Raw genomic sequence first — 16,727 nt, forward strand, 5'->3', positions numbered from 1 at the left:
CTGGCGGTGGGGCCGGGCTGGGCGGCATACCACCGCTCGGTGCAGCGCCCTTGCGCGGGCGGCGGGCGGTCGCGCCCGCCTTCGCGCCGTACCCGACGAGGTTCGCGCCCTGCTTCTCCGAGCCTTCCTCCGTGGCACCCTGCGCCACGGCGGGGGCCGCGCCGCCCTTGCCGTCGTCGATCCGGATCAGGGGCGTGCCGACCTCGACGGTCTGGCCGACCTCGACGAGCATCTCGGTGACGGTGCCCGCCCACGGGATCGGCAGCTCGACGAGGGACTTGGCCGTCTCGACCTCGAGGACCATGTCGTTGACCTTGACGCTGTCGCCGACACCGACCCGCCACTCGACGATCTCGGCCTCGACGAGCCCCTCACCGGGGTCGGGCAGGTTGAACGTCTGAATCGCCATGTGCAGGAAGCCTTCCCTGGGTTCTCGGTTGCGCGGGGTTGTTCAGTAGGCGAGGGCGCGGTCGACGCCGTCGAGGATCCGGTCGAGGTCGGGGAGGAACTCCTCCTCGACCCGGCTCGGCGGATACGGGATGTTGGCGCCGCCCACCCGGACGACGGGCGCCTCGAGGTGGTAGAAGCACTGCTCGGTCACCTGGGCGGCGATCTCGGCGCCCATGGCCAGGAACGTGCTCGCCTCGTGCACCACGACGAGCCGGCCGGTCTTGCGGACCGACTCCGAGATCGTGTCGATCGGCAGGGGCGAGAGCGAGCGCAGGTCGATGACCTCGATGCTCGTGCCGTCCTGCGCGGCAGCATTGGCCGACTCGATCATCGTCTTGACGACCGGGCCGTAGCCGAGCAGGGTCACGTCGGTGCCTTCGCGCACCACGGCGGCCTCGAAGAGACCGCGCGGTGCCTCCGTGGCCGTCGGGTCGTACTCGGCGCGGTCGTGATAGCGGCGCTTGGGCTCCATGAAGATGACCGGGTCGTCACACTCGATGGCCTGCTGGATCATCCAGAACGCGTCCTCCGGGTTGGAACAGGACACGACGCGCAGACCCGCGGTGTGGGCGAAGTAGGCCTCGGGGCTCTCCGAGTGGTGCTCGGGGCTGCCGATGCCGCCGCCGAACGGGAGCCGGATGACGATCGGCATCTTCAGGGCCCCGAGCGAGCGGGCATGCATCTTGGCGACCTGGCAGACGATCTGGTCGAAGGCCGGGTAGACGAAACCGTCGAACTGGATCTCACAGACGGGACGGTAACCGCGCATCGCCATCCCGACGGCGGTGCCGACGATGCCGGACTCGGCGAGCGGCGAGTCGATGACGCGCTCCTCGCCGAAGTCCTTCTGCAGCCCCTCGGTGATGCGGAACACGCCACCGAGCTTGCCGATGTCCTCCCCGATGAGCACAACCTTGGGGTCGCGTTCCATGGCCCGGCGCATGCCGTTGGTGAGGCTGCGCCCGAGCCCCAGCTTCTGGAGGTGCTCCGAGGTCTGGGTGGTGGTCGTCATGTCAGTGCTCCCCCTCGAAGCTCGCCTGGTACTCGAGATAGGCGGCCCGCTCCGCCTCCATCACCGGGTGGTCCCCGGCGTAGACGTGCTCCCACATCGTCTCGCCGGGCGGCGCCTGCAGGCTGAGGCAACCGTCACGCAGCTCGTGCGCGAACTGGTCGGCCTCCTCGTCGATCGAGTGGAAGTACGACTCCTCGGCCATGCCCTCGTGGGCGAGGTAGGTCTTCAGGCGCAGGATCGGGTCGCGCAGCTTCCACTGCTCGACCTCGGCGGAGACGCGGTACTTCGTCGGGTCGTCGGCCGTCGTGTGGGCGCCCATCCGGTAGGTGAACGCCTCGATCAGCAGCGGCCCGTTGCCGTTGCGGGCCTCGTCGAGGCAGTGCCGCGTCACCGCGTACGTGGCGAGAATGTCGTTGCCGTCGACGCGGATGCCGGGGAAGCCGAAGCCGCGGGCCCGCTGGTAGAGCGGGATCCGGGTCTGCTTCGAGACCGGCTCGGAGATGGCCCACTGGTTGTTCTGGCAGAAGAACACGACCGGGGCATCGAAGCTCGCCGCGTAGACGAACGACTCGTTGACGTCGCCCTGGGCGGTCGCTCCGTCGCCGAAGTAGCAGATGACTGCCATGTCGCGGTCGGGGTCGCCCGTGCCGACGTGGCCGTCCATCTTGACACCCATCGCGTAGCCGGTCGCGTGCAGCGTCTGGGCGCCGATGACGATCGTGTAGAGATGGAAGTTGTGCTCCTTGGGGTCCCAGCCGCCCTGGCTCACCCCGCGGAAGAGCTGCAACGAGCTCTGCGGGTCCATGCCGCGCACGAAGCCGACGCCGTGCTCGCGGTAGGTCGGGAAGCAGAAGTCGTGCGGCTTGAGCGCCCGGCCCGACCCGACCTGGGCCGCCTCCTGGCCGAGCAGGCTCGGCCACAGCCCGAGCTCACCCTGCCGCTGCAGCGCGTAGCCCTCGGCGTCCAAGCGCCGGATCAGGACGAGGTCGCGATAGAAGCCGCGCAGGTCGTCGGCCTTCAGGTCGGCGACGTACGCGTCGTAGTCGGGGTGTGACACGCGCTGCCCCTCCGGGGTCAGCAGCTGGATCATGTCCGGGCCGCCTTCGGCAGCCGTTGGGCGTTGGACGACGTCGATGTCGGTCACGTGGGCTCCTCCGCCGGCCTGCGCTGGCCGGCTATCCGCTGGGTCCACCGGCGGGGATCGGCCCGGCAGTGGGTGGTGCACATGGGGCCGACCGAGGGTGACGGCGGCGGCATGCGTGGTGCTGGTTCGCAACTTACCGGAGCCTTCTGGAAATCTCACATTGCGGGACGGACGACTGAGGGTCAGCGGCGAGCGCTCCAGCTCCAGGCCGGGGTCGTCAACAGGCCCTGCCCCCTGCACGAACGTCTCGCCGAGGTCCTTGACCAGGGTGACCCGGCGGGGCGGCGACCCGAGCCCCGTCCCGTGGTCCTCGCCGTGCTCGTCACGCTCGTCGCTGTGCTCATCGCCGGGTGCCACGACGCCCATCGCGCGGATCAGCTGCTCGGAGTGGGTCACGACCATGACCTGGCTCTGCTCCCCCGCGGCGGTGACGAGCCGGGCGAGCGGACCGAGCAGCTCCGGGTGCAGCGAGGTCTCCGGCTCGTTGAGCACGAGCAACGGCGGCGGGTCGACCGTGAGGAGGGCCGCGACGAGGCACAGGTAGCGCAGGGTGCCGTCGGACAGCTCCGCGCCCCGAAGTGGGCGGAGCATGCCGGGCTGGTGCAGCTCGACCTCGAACCGGCCATCAGTGACGGCGACCCGCAGGATCGCGCCGTCGAAGGCGTCGCCCACCGGAGCAGCTCAGGAGCGCGGGCCGGGTCGGCGAGCTCGGTCAGCATCGACTCCCAGGGGCGCAGGGACCGGGCCAGCTCGGTCCAGCTGCGGCTTCCGCGACCCGTCCGACTCGACCCCCGGCCGACCGGCTCCGGGTCGGACTCCCAGTCATCGAGGTCTCGCTCGTCCTCCCGACCCGGCTCGTCGTCGGTCCGCCGAGTCTCGACGACCGACCAGCGGCGCCGGACCAGCACCGAGCCGGGCCGCATCACCGGCCCGGCCCAGGCTGTACCGAGGTGCCGTACCGAAGGACACAACAAGTCCGCGTCCCAGGGCCCCAACCCGCACGGGAGCGGACCGCGACCGGGACTTGTTGTGTCCTACTGCCCAGTAGCCGCTAGGGGTGCCCGAGGCGCGGTTTGCAGTCGGCGTGCCTCAGCGGGCGCCGAACTGCTCGGCGACCTCGAGGACCCGGCTGTTGGCCTCGGGCTCGCCGATGGTGACGCGCACCCCGTCGTCGCCGTACTGACGCACCACCAGACCCGCCGCCTCGCATGCCTGCGAGAACGCCGTCGACTCCTCGCCGAGCGGGAACCAGACGAAGTTGGCTTCGGTCTGCGGGAGCTGCCAGCCCTGGTCGACCAGGCCCTGCACGACCCGGTCGCGCTCGGCCACGATCGACTCGACCCGCTCGGTCAGCTCGTCGACCGCGTCGAGCGAGGCGATCGCGGCGGCCTGGGCCAGCGAGTTGACCCCGAACGGCGTCGCGGTCCGGCGGATCGCGGCCGCGACCGGGGGGTGCGCCACGGCGAAACCGACCCGCAGCCCCGCGAGCCCGTACGCCTTCGAGAAGGTCCGGAGCACCACGACATTGGAGTGGTTGCGCCAGACCTCGAGGCCGCGGACGGCATCATGGTCACGGACGAACTCGACGTAGGCCTCGTCGACGACGACCACGACGTCGTCGGGCACCGCGGCGATGAAGCGCTCCAGCTCGTCCGTGTGCACCGCCGGGCCGGTGGGGTTGTTCGGGGTGCAGACCAGGACCACCCGGGTCCGGTCGGTGACCGCTGCGGCCATCGCGTCGAGCCGGTGTCGGCCGTCGGCGGCCAGCCCGACCGTGACCGGCTGGGCGCCGACGAGCTGCGTCACGATCGGATAGGCCTCGAAGGACCGCCACGCGAAGACCACCTCGTCTCCGGCGTCGCAGGCGGCCTCGACGATCTGCCCGAGCACTGCCACCGAGCCGGTCCCCGTCGCGACGCACTCGGCCGGCACGTCGAGCGCCTGGGCGAGCCGCTGCGTCAGCGCGGCCACCGCCATGTCGGGGTAGCGGTTGAGCGTCGCCGCGGCCTCCTCGACCGCCTTGAGGACCGAGGGAAGCGGGCCGTAGGGGTTCTCGTTCGACGACAGCTTGTAGGCGGTCATCCCGGGCGGCGCCGCGGCGGGCTTGCCCGGCTTGTAGTCCGGCAGCTGCGCAAGCACGTCACGCAGGCGAACGTGGCTCTGGGACACGGCGTCGTCGCTCATCCCGCCACAATAGACACACCACCACTGCAGGCACCCGGACCGCCGGCCCGGGCCACCCAGGCGGGCTGACCAGCGATCTGGGCCACCGACCCGCTCTACCTCGACCGGTCCGTTCCGCGGGACACTGGCGGTCGCGGCGGTGGGCAGCCGGACACGCTGCGGGAGCGAGCGGCATACGGACGCTTGTGGCTAGGCTCACCCTGTCGCCTCGACGCAGCCCCGACCCACCCGCTCCACGCACCACTCACGAAAGACGAGCCCATGCGCATCGGGATCCTCACCGGAGGCGGGGACTGCCCCGGCCTCAACGCCGTCATCCGAGGCGCGGTCCGCGCCGCGGAGGTCACCTACGACAGCACTGTCATCGGCTTCCGCAACGCCTGGCGCGGGGTCATGGACGACGACTACGAGCCGCTCGACGTCGAGGTGTGCCGCGGCATCCTGCCGCGCGGCGGCACGATCCTCGGCACCTCCCGCGACCAACCGTTCGCGCGCGAGGACGGGCTGAGGCTCGTGCGCAAGGCCTACGACCGGCACGGGCTCGACGCCATCATCGCCGTCGGCGGCGAGGGCTCGATGGCGGTCGCGAACGAGCTGCACCAGAACGGCTTCCCGGTCGTCGGCGTCCCCAAGACGATCGACAACGACATCCAGCTGACCGAGATGACCTTCGGCTTCCAGACCGCCGTGCAGATCTGCACGGACGCGATCGACCGGCTGCACACGACCGCCGAGTCGCACCACCGCGTCCTCGTCGTGGAGGTCATGGGTCGGCACGTCGGGCACATCGCCATCTGGTCGGGGCTCGCCGGCGGAGCCGCGATGACGCTGACTCCCGAGGAGCCGTTCGACATCGAGGAGGTCTGCGAGCGGATCGTCGGGCGGCACCGCAAGGGTCGCTACGCGACGATCCTCGTCGTCGCCGAGGGTGCCCTGCCGAAGGAGGGAACCTTCGAGATCCCGGAGCCCGAGATCGACAGCTACGGCCACAAGGTCCTCGGCGGCATCGCCCACATCCTCGAGCGGGAGATCCACGGCCGCACCGGCATCGAGACCCGCACGACGGTCCTGGGGCACGTCCAGCGCGGCGGCTCCCCGGTCGCCTTCGACCGGATGCTCGGCACCCGCTTCGGGGTCGCCGCGATCGAGGCGGCCCTCGACGGCGGATGGGGCGAGATGGTGGCCCTGCAGAACGGACAGATCACCCGGGTGCCGGTCAAGGACGCCATCGGCTCGCTCAAGACGGTCGAGCCGGACCTGCTCCGTCTCAACACGATGTTCCAGCCGCGCCTGCCCGGAGACGACCACCCGGGGCTGCCACGCGTGTAAGGATGAGCAGGTGCTCGTCGACTTCGCGATCAAGACCGTCATCAACGGGATCGCGCTGTGGATCGCAGCATGGCTCGTCCCCGGCATCGCCTTCGGGTCGAGCCCCGACACCTGGGTCGTCGTGCGCACGGTCGTGGTCGTGGCGTTGATCTTCGGGCTCATCAACGCCTTCGTGCGGCCCGTCGCAAAGATCCTCTCGCTGCCGCTCATCATCCTGACGCTGGGGCTGTTCGTCTTCGTCGTCAACGCGCTGATGCTCGAGCTGACCTCGTGGGTCGCTGAGCAGTTCAGCCTGCCGTTCCACGTCGACGAGTTCTTCTGGGATGCGATCCTCGGCTCGCTCGTGATCACCTTCGTGTCGATGGTCCTCAGCTCGTTCAACCCCAGGGACTGACCCGCTGGTATGCCGCTGTGTGGGCTACCGCCGGTGGCTGGCTCGTGTGCGTGGTCGGGCTGGTGCTGGGGGGACTGTGCGGGCCGACGACCGTTGGTCGTGCCGAGCCGCTGGTCTCCGCACGGCCGCCACCACGATGATCGACGTTCGCTGACCAATGGTCGTTCGTCGGTCGGGACTCGTCGCAGGGCGCGTGTCGGCGAGAGCTGTGTCGCAGGTCGGTCATACGGTCTGGGCATGCGGTTGCTGCACACCTCTGACTGGCACCTCGGGCGCACGTTGCACGGCGTGAACCTGCACGAGGCGCAGTCGGCGGCGCTCGAGCGGATCTGCCGGCTCGTCGAGGACCCGGTCGACGGCGTGCCGGTCGACGCGGTGCTGCTCGCGGGAGACGTCTACGACCGAGGGGTGCCGCCGGTGGAGTCGGTCATGCTGTTCGAGGCGACCCTCGCGCGGTTGTCCGAGGTCACCACGGTCGTCGTCATCTCCGGCAACCACGACTCGGCGGTCCGGCTCGGCTACGGGGCAGGCCTGTTCCGTGACCGCATCCGGGTGATGACCGATCCGAGGCGGCTCGAGGTCCCGGTCATGGTCGAGGGTTCGGACGGGGTGCGCGCGGCCGTCTACGGCATCCCCTACCTCGACGTCGACCAGGCCCGGGGCCTGCTCGCCGGTGGCGGCGACCCGCTGCCTCGCTCTCACCAGGCGGTGCTCGCGGCGGCGTGCGAGCGGATCCGCGCCGATATCGCAGGGCGCGACGAGGTGCGCAGCGTGGTCATGGCGCACGCCTTCGTCGCCGGTGCCGAGCCGAGCGACTCGGAGCGCTCGATCGCGGTCGGTGGGGTCGACCGGGTGGCCGGAACGGTCTTCGCCGGCATCGACTACGCGGCACTCGGGCACCTGCACGGGCCGCAGTCGCCGGAGGGTCCCGAGGGCAGCCTGGTGCGCTACTCGGGGTCGCCGCTGCGCTACTCGTTCTCCGAGGAGCACCAGAGCAAGGTCGTCCTGCTCGTCGACCTGCCGGCCGAGGGGCGCGTGGCCGTGACCCCGGTCGAGATCGAGCAGCCCCGCCCGATGGCGACGTTGCGCGGGCGGCTCGAGCACCTGCTGTCAGAGCAGTCCCTCGCGGCCCACGAGGGGTCGTGGGTGCGGGTCACGGTGACCGACCGGGTCCGGCCGGACTCGTTGATGGACCGGCTGAAGTCGCGATTCCCCTTCGTGCTGCAGGTCTTCCACGAGCCGGACGGGGCGGCGGCGCGGCGGCGCGGTGGCACGACCGCGGTCAGCGAGCGCGACCCGCGCGAGCTGGGGTCCGACTTCATCGCGCACGTGACCAAGACCGAGGCGAGCGAGGGCGAGCTCGGCGTCTTCGTCGCCGGCTACGAGGCGGCCGTCACGGCGCAGCGGCTCGCCGAGGCCCAGGAGGTGGCGTGACGTGCAGCTGCACCTGCTCGAGATGACGGCGATCGGCCCGTATGCCGGCACGGAGCGCGTCGACTTCGCCGCGGTCGGCAAGGCGGGGCTGTTCCTGCTCGAGGGTCCGACCGGATCGGGCAAGTCGACGATCATCGACGCCATCACGTTCGGGCTATACGGCAAGGTCGCGCAGGCCGGTGCCGACCTCGAGCGCATCCACTCCCACCATGCCGCCCCCGGCACGGTCCCTGTCGTCACGGTCGTCTTCGAGACCCAGTCCGGTCTCTACCGGGTGCGCCGTACGCCGCGGTTCGAGCGGCCCAAGACGCGCGGCACCGGCACGACGGTGCAGCAGCCCAGCGTCAAGCTATGGCGCCTCGCCTCGATCGACGACCTCGAGTCGGGTGAGCTGCTCTCGAGCAACATCGGCGACTGCGACGACGAGATCACCCGGGCCGTGGGGCTGACCCGGGACCAGTTCGTGCAGACCGTGATCCTGCCCCAGGGCGAGTTCGCGACGTTCCTGCGGGCCCGGTCCGAGGAGAAGGGCAAGCTGCTCGAGAAGGTCTTCGGCACCGCCTTCTTCCGGCGGGTGCAGGACCAGCTGGTCGAGGCCGGCCGGGAGGCGCAGGCACGGCGACAGCACGGTCTCGACGAGATCCGCGATGCGGTGCACGCCTTCGCCGTCTCGGCAGCGCTCGGCAGCGAGCGGCGCGATGCCCTCGTCGAGCTGAGCCGCAGCCGACCCGGCGACCTGCTCGCCGAGCTGGCCGAGGCCGTCGACGAGCTGCGGACGCGCGAGCGGCACGCCCGCAAGGTGAGCCGTGAGGCGATCGAACGGCACCGGCAGATGGCAGGCATGGTCAGCGACGCGCGGCTGCGGATGCAGCGACGGGAGCGGCTCAGGCAGCTGCAGCGGCGCAACGAGGACCTCGGGCGACGCGCCGTCGACTTCCGGCGGCTGGGTGAGCAGCTGGCGCGGGCGGAGCAGGCTCGTCCGGTCGCCGGCGCCGTGCGGACGCTCGCGCAGGCCGAGGCAGCGCTCAAACGGGCCGAGGCGGCATTCACGGCTGCCCGAGGGCGCGTCGAGCCACGCCTGCAGGATCGCGGCGTCGCGGCGTTGCGCGGAGAGGCAGCGACCCTCCGGGAAGCCATCGGGTCACTCACGAGCGCCGTGGAGCTGGAGTCGACGCTCGAGAGCCGGCAGGAGCAGGCATACGGTGTTGCCCGTGCCGCCGAGCGGCATCGGGCGGCACTCGCGGACGTGACGACCGAGCTGGCCGGGCTGCCGCAGCTGGTCCGTGAGCAGGACGAGGCCCTCGCCGAGGCCAGGCGGCTGCATGCCCTGCACGAGAGTCGGACCCTCGCCACCCGACGGGCCAAGGACCGTCTCGAGGCCGCGATGGCCCACGAGACCGCGCTCGCGCGCCTGCCCGAGCTGGAGGGTGCCGTCAGGGCAGCGTTGGCCGTGGTGCGCGACGCCGAGGGCGAGCTGGGACGGCTCCGGCAGGCCCGCATCGACGGCATCGCCGGGGAGCTCGGTCTCACGCTCGTCGACGGGGACGCGTGCCCGGTGTGCGGCGCCACAGAGCACCCCTCGCCCGCCCGGCCCAGCCCGGCCGCGGTCACCCCGGAGCAGGTGGGCTCCGCCGAGCGGCGGGTCGAGCAGCTCAGGTCCACCGCCACCACCCGCACCGACGAGCTCGGCGCCCTGCGCGCCAAGGCCGGTGAGCTCGCCGCACGCTGCGACGGGCTGACCGTTGCTGCCGCGCGTGCTGGCGCCGAGCTGGCCGGCGAGGAGCTGTCCGAGTCGATCCGGGCCGGGGCGGCCGCGCGGACCGGCACGGAACGGCTCGAGCAGCTGCGCGGGCGAGAGCAGGAGCTCGGCGAACGGGCCACGAGGCTCACGGCTGAGCTGGCCCGACTGGGCCAGAGCCGCGCCGACTGGGCGGCCCGACTCGCGCGGGAGGCCGACGAGGTCGCGCGGGCCCGAGACGGCCACCCCACGGTGTCGGCACGACGCAACGCAATCGAGACCTCGGCCGGCCGGGTCGAGACACTTGTCGATGCCATCGCCTCCCGAGACACGGCCCAGGTGGCGGCCGTAGAGGCGACGGCCGCGCGAGACGCCGACCTGGTGGCGGCCGGCTTCGGCTCGGTCGAGGACTGGCTCGAGGCAGACCGGCCGATGGAATGGATCACCACGACCAGGACGGCGATCGCCGACTTCGAGCGCGCGTGCACCGAGGTCAGGGCCGGACTCACCGGTCCCGAGCTCGCCGACGTCCAGCTCGACGCGCTCTTCGACGACATCGACGCGCTGGTCGAGCTCGAGCGCGCCGCGAAGCAGGAGATGGAGCAGGCGACGACCGAGCACGGCAGCCTGCGAGACCAGGCTCGCCGGGCCAAGCAGCGGCGCAGCGAGGTCGAGGCGGCCATCGAGCGGAACGCGGCGGTGATCGCCGAGACGGCCGACGCGGTCCGGGTCGGCCAGCTCGTGGCCGGTGGCGGCGACAACCAGCTCAACCTCGACCTCGCGAAGTACGTCCTCATCCGGCGCTTCGCCGAGGTGCTGTCGGCCGCCAACACGGAGCTGGCGAAGTTCTCGGGTGGCCGCTACTCGCTCGAGCACACCGACGCCAAACAGGGCAACGCCAAGTCGGGGCTCGGCATCCGGGTGCACGACATGCACACGAACCAGGTCCGCGAGGTCGGCACCCTCTCCGGCGGCGAGACCTTCTACGTCTCCTTGTCCCTGGCCCTGGCCCTGGCCGAGGTCGTGCGCGCCGAGTCCGGCGGCGTCGACCTGGGCACCCTCTTCGTCGACGAGGGCTTCGGCACGCTGGATCCCGAGGTGCTCGACGACGTCATGCACACCCTCGAGGGACTGCGCGAGGGCGGGCGGACCGTCGGCATCGTCAGCCACGTGACCGAGCTGAAGTCGCGGGTGGCCGACCGGATCGAGGTCGTCGTCAAGCCCGATCGCACCTCGACGTTGAAGGTCACGGCCTGAGATGCGGATCGCGGGCTGAGCCGGTTGCCGGGGGTCAGCGCGTTCTCGGGATGACCCGCACGTCCGCCTCGTGGCCCGGGCCACTCAGCTTTGCGTCACAGGTGAACAGCGGGGAGCCGAGCGCCTCCGCCAAGGCCAGGTAGCTGGCGTCGTAGCTCGTGTACTGCCGGCGCAGCGACCAGACGCGATCGGCCAGCGGGTGCGTCTCGTGACGCGCAATCGTGAACGCGAAGTGCTCCTGTCGGGCGTCCTCGGCCGCGCGCGCCTCGAGGTCGCCGCCGAGCAGGAGTCCTCGCAGCGCCGAGAGCACTTCGACGTCGAGCACGTGTGGGGCGTGCACGTCGCCGGCGAGTGCGTCGAGCAGCTCAGGATCGCCTCCGCGCCCGATCAGTGCCTCGACCATGGCGGAGGCGTCGATGACGATCATGGGCGTCCGGCGCGGACCGCTGCGACGATCTCGTCGGTCGTCGGGCCAGCCGACCGGTCCCGAGCCTTGAGCCTGGCGACGATCTCGGCATTCGTCGGCCGTGCCGCGATCGTGGCCAGCTCAGCGGCGACATACGCGGACAAGGACTTGCCCTCGGCCGCCGCCCGTTCCTTGAGCGTTGCTGCGACCACATCGGGAACATCGCGAATGTAGAGCGTTGTCACAGGAACGATGCTAGCACCCTGCAAGCGCCCGGCTATATGATCCGCCCCGGTCCGGCCCGCCCCGGTCCGGGGCGGGGCGGGCCAGGGCCTGGCGGGCCAGGGTCATGGGCACGGCACGCTGTACCGCCGGACGACCACTATTCGCGTCATCACGCACGACAAGCGCGCCTCATCGGACGTGCCCGGGATTGTGGTCGTCCCACGGAGCACGCCAGATGCCCCGGCGCCTCGGACCACAGGAGGATGCCGAGCCGGCGCACCGGCACAGGCGACCCCGTCAGGCAGATGCGTGCGCACCGGAGGCGTGACGGACCGTCGCCGCGAGCGCGATGCCGATGATGACGAGCCCGACGACGGCAGACCCGCCGGCGAGCCACGCATACCCGGGCCCTCCGACGACGACCCCGGCAACCGCGCCGCCGCCTGCCCCGGCCAGCCCCATGAGCACGTCGGACAGGCCCTGCACGCCAGGCCGTTCGGCCGTCGTCACGGCGTTGGTCAGCAGGGTCGAGCCCGACACGAGGGTGCACGACCAGCCGACCCCGAGCAGGAAGAGCGCGCCGAGCAGCAGGCCCGACCAGCCGGTCTCGGAGCGCGAGGCCAGGAACGCGGCCGCCGCGAGGACCGCGCCGCCGAGCATCGCGACGCGCCGGCTCCCCCACCGGTCCACCGCCAGCCCGACGACCGGCGAGAACGCGTACATCCCGAGGATGTGCACCGAGATGACGAAGCCGATCACCTCGAGCCCGGCGTCCCCGTGCGCCATGTGCAACGGCGTCATCACCATGACCGACACCATCACGAGGTGACCGAGCGCGATGACGAGCACAGCCTCGAAGGCGAGGGCGTTGCTGCGGATCGTCGCGTAGGCGCGCCGCATCGACCCGTCGTGCTCGGCCGCCGATCTCGTCGTATGCCGCTGCGCCGAGCCTGCGCGCCCCACATCCGCCTGCTCTCGTCCCGCCGGCTCTCGTCCCGCCGGCTCTTGTTCCGCCCGCTCGAGGACGCGGGCGGTCAGCAGCGGGTCGGGTCGCAGCAGCCGCCCGACGACGAGCAACGCCAGGACGAACCCGGCCAGCGAGAAGAGGAAGGCACCCGCGAGCCCGGGGACACCGACCGCCTCGGCGAGGGCCTGGCCGGGGCCGACGAGGTTGGGGCCGAGGACCGACCCGATCGTCGTCGACCACACGACGATCGACAGGTCGCGCCCACGGTGCTGCGGCAGCGCGAGGTCGGCAGCGGCATACCGCGCCTGGCCGTTGGCCGTCGTCCCGCCGCCGAAGAGGAACATCCCGACGAGCATGAGCGGGAAGGACCCGGCGACGGCCGACGTGACGACCGTGGCGGCGCCGAGCAGGGCAAGGGCGTAGCCGAGGACGAGCCCGGGGCGGCGACCCCGCGCCGCCATGAGCCGGGCCACCGGGATCGCGATGAGGGCACCACCGAGGACCTGCGTCGTCGTGCCGAACCCGGCAAGCGTCTCCGAGCCGGACAGCTGTTCTGCGAGCAGCGCGCCGACGGCGATCCCGCTGGCCATGCCGACTCCGCCGAGCACCTGCGAGGCGACGAGGGCCTTGATCGTCGAGCGCTGGACGGCGGCCCGGTCGAGCGCGCCGAGCGAACCCGCGGGCCGGGCCACCGCCGCCTCCCGTCCCGGCGCCGCTGTACCCGGCTCGGAGGCCGAGCCGCTCACGGGGTCGGCGGGCTGGACCGGCTCGGTCACGGCACGTGCCGGCGCGAGGTGATGACGCGGAACCGGTTAGCGACGAAGGCGGCATCGGCGTAGGCCGCGTTGGCGGCCGGGTTCGCGCCGGTGCCGTGCAGGTCGGAGAAGGCCGCCGTCTGGTTGACGAAGACCTGGCCGGTCAGGTTCTCCGACAGCGCAACCCCGCCTGCGGCAGCCGCCTCCCGGGCCGCGTCGAGCACCGACTCGTCGGTCGAGTAGACCGACGCGGTCATCCCGCCATGCTCCTGCACGGTGTCGGCGAGCTGGGCCAGGGACTGCCGCGTCGAGGCGGTGCGGATGAGAAACCCGACCGGGCCGAAGCACTCCTGCGTGTAGACGTCCTCGTGGGACACATCGAGCGCGACGAGCCCGGGCGCGCGCACGATCGCGTCCGCATACTTCGGGTGCGCCACCCGTCGCGACTCGAGCACGACGTGCCCCGCGGCCTCGGCTGCGAGCGAGTCGAGCGAGTCGGCGTTGCCGCGGACCGTGTCGTTGACCGTCGCCCCCAGGATCTCGACCGCCTTGGCGTCCTCGCCGGTGAGGCGCTGGACCGCCCCGGCGAGCCGGTCGCCGAACTCGTCGAAGGACAGGTGCCCCTCGTCGGTGTCGACACCACCGTCGGCGACGTAGATGTTCTGCGGCGCGGTGCACATCTGCCCGGAGTAGAGCGAGAGCGAGAAGGCGAGGTTGCCGAGCGTGCCCTTCAGGTCGTCGGTCGAGTCGACGACGATCGTGTTCAGCCCGGCCTTCTCGGTGTAGACCAGCGCTCCGCGGGCAGCGCCGGCCTGCTCGAGCCAGGCGCCGAAGCCGGGCCCGCCGGTGTAGTCGATGATCGCGATCTCGGGCCGCTGCGCCAGCACCTTGGCCAGTCCCTGCCCGTCGTTCTCGGCGGCGAGCTGCACGAGCGCCGGGTCGAAGCCCGCCTCCGCGAGCACGGCCCGCGCCACCTCGACGGTGATCGCGAGCGGCAGGATCGCCTTCGGGTGCGGCTTGATGACCACGGCGTTGCCGGTGACGAGGTCGGCGAAGATGCCCGGGTAGGCGTTCCACGTCGGGAACGTGTTGCACCCGACGACAAGACCGACCCCGCGCCCGACGATGCGGTAGTCCTTCTGCATCCGGATCGGCTCCCCCTTGGCCGGGCGCTCCCACACGACCGACGCGGGCACCCGCTCCTGCTCGACGAGCCCCGCCGCGATCGACTCGAGGGCCCTGTCCTGGGCCTGCGGAGCGCCGGCCTGGAAGGCCATGACGAACGGCTGGCCGGACGTGTGCATGACGGCGGTGCCGATCTCGAAGCTGCGTTCGTGCAACCGGTCGGCCATCTCGACACAGACGGCGGCACGCACCTGCGCACCGGCGTCACGCCAGGTCGGCAGCCCGGCCCGGGCCGCCGCGAGCCCCGCCTCGACGTCGAGACCCGGGTACTGCACGCCGAGCACCGGCCCGTAGGGCGAGACCTCGCCCCCCACCCAGGTGCCGTCGCTCGCGGAGACGAGTTCGGCGGCATACCGCGCGTTCAGGTGTGCCTCGTAGGCGGCCGCACCGTCGGCGGCGGCGGTCTCGCCGTACACCCGGGGGCTCGGCGACTCCGGGTAGCGGGAGTAGTACGAACGAGCCGTCAGGGCCCGGCGGATCTCGTCGAGGACTCCGGCGTGCTTGTCGAGGAGGGGATGGGTCGTGGTCGGCGCTGCAGCAGTCACCCCTCGATGCTAGTCACGCGACCGGCGTCCACGCCGCGGGCAAGGCGGGGGGCCACAATGCTGCCCATGGACCATGACACGACGAGCCCTCCGGCGCCGGTTGCGGTCGTGGGGGCGGGCACGATGGGGGCCGGTATCGCGCAGGTCGCCGCCGCCTCCGGACACGAGGTCATCCTCGTCGACGCAGCCCCCGGTGCGGCGGACGCTGCCCTCACGCGGCTCCGGGCGATCCTCACCCGCCAGGTCACCAAGGGTCGGATGACCGACGCCGAGGCCGCCGGCGTCGTCGGGCGGATCGAGCCTGCGGTGTTGGTCGACGGGTTGCCCGAGGTCGGTCTCGTCGTCGAGGCGGTGCCCGAGGACCTCGCCCTCAAGCAGCGCCTCCTGGCTGGGGTCGCCGCCAGCCAGCCGCCGACGACGATCCTGGCGACGAACACCTCCAGCCTCGACATCACCGCGATCGCCGAGGCCCTCCCCGACCCCGAGCGCGTCCTCGGGCTGCACTTCTTCAACCCGCCCCCGCTCATGCGCCTCGTCGAGGTGGTGCACGGGGAGGCGACGGCGGAGGCCTACCTCGCCCATGTTGCGGCGCTGATGCGGGCGTGGGGCAAGACGCCGGTCCGGTGCACCTCGACGCCGGGCTTCATCGTCAACCGGGTCGCCCGGCCGTTCTACGGCGAGGGGCAGCGGGTCGTCGAGGAGGGTATCGCCGACCCGGCGACGGTCGACTGGATCCTGCGCGAGAAGGGCGGCTTCCGGATGGGGCCGTTCGAGCTGACCGACCTGATCGGGCAGGACGTCAACTACGCGGTGGGCGCCTCGGTCTGGGAGCAGACCGGACACGACCCCCGTTATGCACCAACGCAGTTCCAGCGTGGCCTGGTCGAGTCGGGACGGCTCGGCCGCAAGACGGGCGAGGGGGTCTTCTCGTATGCCGCCCAGCCGCCCGCCGCCCGCCCCGAGCCGGATCTCGGGCTGGCCGAGCGGCTCGTGACCGGCCCCGTCGAGACAGACCCGCTGGCCCGGACCGTCGCGATGCTCGTCAACGAGGCGGTCGATCTCGTCCGCCGCGAGGAGGCCAGCGCCGCGGACGTCGACACCGCGATGCGGCTCGGCGTCAACTACCCGCGCGGGCCGATCGAGTGGGGCCGACCGATCGGGTTCGACGTCGTCGCGCAACAGATCGCGGCCCTCGACCGGGCCTTCCCGGGTGGCCGCTACCGGCCCAGCCCGGGCCTGACCGACGGGAGCCTCGATGAGTGAGCCGCAGGAGAAGCCCGGCGACGGTGTCGCGTTCGCGCAGAGGATGTGGGACGACGACGTGGCCTCCCGCGGGCTCGGCATGGTCATCGACCTGCTCGAACAGGACCACGCCGTCGTCCGGATGCCGGTCCGCCCCGACATGGTCAACGGCCACGACATCTGCCACGGCGGGTTCATCTTCCTGCTCGCCGACTCGTGCTTCGCCCTGGTCTGCAACTCCTGTGGGACCACGACGGTGGCCTCCGGTGCCGACGTCACCTTCACCGCGCCGGGCCGGCTCGGCGATGTGCTCGTCGCGGACGGCGTGGTCCGGGCTGCCTTCGGGCGCAGCGGGATCACCGACGTGACGGTCAGGCGCGAGTCGGACGGTCAGGTCATCGCCGAGTTCCGCGGCCGGTCGCGGACCCGTCGTGCGCTCTGACCGTCGCGGCGGCGAGGT

At 71.8% G+C, this 16,727-nt stretch carries 14 protein-coding genes and 1 pseudogene; 6 read left to right on the plus strand and 9 right to left on the minus strand.

The genetic code is table 11. From position 1 onward, the window contains the following. From L0H79_RS03560 to hisC, 5 genes and pseudogenes are all read right to left on the minus strand, one after another. A partial coding sequence (locus L0H79_RS03560; RefSeq protein ID WP_301483173.1) for a biotin/lipoyl-containing protein occupies nt 1-409 on the minus strand: 409 nt, incomplete at its 3' end. Nucleotides 410-451: 42 nt separating this feature from the next. Further along, nucleotides 452-1,462 (minus strand): alpha-ketoacid dehydrogenase subunit beta, encoded by a 1,011-nt coding sequence (locus tag L0H79_RS03565; RefSeq protein ID WP_301483174.1) that lies wholly within the window; start codon nt 1,460-1,462, stop codon nt 452-454. Nucleotide 1,463: 1 nt separating this feature from the next. Continuing rightward, nucleotides 1,464-2,552 carry a pyruvate dehydrogenase (acetyl-transferring) E1 component subunit alpha gene (pdhA, locus tag L0H79_RS03570; RefSeq protein WP_301483210.1) on the minus strand — a complete coding sequence of 363 codons (1,089 nt, stop codon included), beginning with the start codon at nt 2,550-2,552 and terminating at the stop codon, nt 1,464-1,466. Between the two features lie 486 nt (nt 2,553-3,038). Then, nucleotides 3,039-3,197 (minus strand): annotated as a pseudogene (locus tag L0H79_RS03575) (AAA family ATPase); the annotation flags it as partial. Between the two features lie 498 nt (nt 3,198-3,695). After that, entirely contained in the window at nt 3,696-4,790 is a 1,095-nt protein-coding gene (hisC, locus tag L0H79_RS03580; RefSeq protein ID WP_301483175.1) for a histidinol-phosphate transaminase, read from the minus strand. Nucleotides 4,791-5,051: 261 nt separating this feature from the next. Between hisC and L0H79_RS03585 the strand changes: the two genes are divergently transcribed. The 4 genes from L0H79_RS03585 to L0H79_RS03600 all read left to right on the plus strand — a co-directional run bounded on the left by L0H79_RS03585 (nt 5,052) and on the right by L0H79_RS03600 (nt 10,942). Continuing rightward, nucleotides 5,052-6,119: a 6-phosphofructokinase gene (locus L0H79_RS03585; RefSeq protein ID WP_301483176.1), complete on the plus strand. Its 1,068-nt coding sequence runs from the start codon at nt 5,052-5,054 to the stop codon at nt 6,117-6,119. Between the two features lie 10 nt (nt 6,120-6,129). Then, complete coding sequence (locus tag L0H79_RS03590; protein WP_301483177.1) at nt 6,130-6,513, plus strand: phage holin family protein; 384 nt, start codon at nt 6,130-6,132, stop codon at nt 6,511-6,513. Nucleotides 6,514-6,750: 237 nt separating this feature from the next. Beyond that, complete coding sequence (locus L0H79_RS03595; RefSeq protein WP_301483178.1) at nt 6,751-7,947, plus strand: exonuclease SbcCD subunit D; 1,197 nt, start codon at nt 6,751-6,753, stop codon at nt 7,945-7,947. Between the two features lies 1 nt (nt 7,948). After that, on the plus strand, nt 7,949-10,942 hold the full coding sequence (locus tag L0H79_RS03600; RefSeq protein WP_301483179.1) for an SMC family ATPase: 2,994 nt from the start codon (nt 7,949-7,951) through the stop codon (nt 10,940-10,942). A 34-nt stretch (nt 10,943-10,976) separates the two neighbouring features. On the opposite strand, the gene L0H79_RS03605 is transcribed toward L0H79_RS03600, so the two are convergent. The 4 genes from L0H79_RS03605 to paaN all read right to left on the minus strand — a co-directional run bounded on the left by L0H79_RS03605 (nt 10,977) and on the right by paaN (nt 15,025). Then, nucleotides 10,977-11,369, minus strand: a complete 393-nt coding sequence (locus L0H79_RS03605; protein ID WP_301483180.1) for a type II toxin-antitoxin system VapC family toxin — start codon at nt 11,367-11,369, stop codon at nt 10,977-10,979. Next, nucleotides 11,366-11,593 (minus strand): antitoxin, encoded by a 228-nt coding sequence (locus L0H79_RS03610; protein ID WP_301483181.1) that lies wholly within the window; start codon nt 11,591-11,593, stop codon nt 11,366-11,368. Before L0H79_RS03610 ends, L0H79_RS03605 begins: the two co-directional genes overlap by 4 nt. Nucleotides 11,594-11,870: 277 nt before the next feature. Continuing rightward, nucleotides 11,871-13,316 (minus strand): MFS transporter, encoded by a 1,446-nt coding sequence (locus tag L0H79_RS03615; protein WP_301483182.1) that lies wholly within the window; start codon nt 13,314-13,316, stop codon nt 11,871-11,873. Beyond that, nucleotides 13,313-15,025 (minus strand): phenylacetic acid degradation protein PaaN, encoded by a 1,713-nt coding sequence (paaN, locus tag L0H79_RS03620; protein WP_301483183.1) that lies wholly within the window; start codon nt 15,023-15,025, stop codon nt 13,313-13,315. The genes L0H79_RS03615 and paaN overlap by 4 nt, the downstream gene beginning before the upstream one ends. 66 nt (nt 15,026-15,091) lie before the next feature. On the opposite strand from paaN, the gene L0H79_RS03625 reads away from it, so the two are divergent. Further along, nucleotides 15,092-16,288 carry a 3-hydroxyacyl-CoA dehydrogenase NAD-binding domain-containing protein gene (locus L0H79_RS03625; protein ID WP_301483184.1) on the plus strand — a complete coding sequence of 399 codons (1,197 nt, stop codon included), beginning with the start codon at nt 15,092-15,094 and terminating at the stop codon, nt 16,286-16,288. Next, nucleotides 16,281-16,709, plus strand: a complete 429-nt coding sequence (gene paaI / locus L0H79_RS03630; RefSeq protein ID WP_301483185.1) for a hydroxyphenylacetyl-CoA thioesterase PaaI — start codon at nt 16,281-16,283, stop codon at nt 16,707-16,709. Before L0H79_RS03625 ends, paaI begins: the two co-directional genes overlap by 8 nt. The last annotated feature ends 18 nt before the right edge of the window (nt 16,710-16,727 follow it).

The organism is Intrasporangium sp., from assembly GCF_030452765.1.
Lineage (GTDB): Bacteria > Actinomycetota > Actinomycetes > Actinomycetales > Dermatophilaceae > Intrasporangium_A.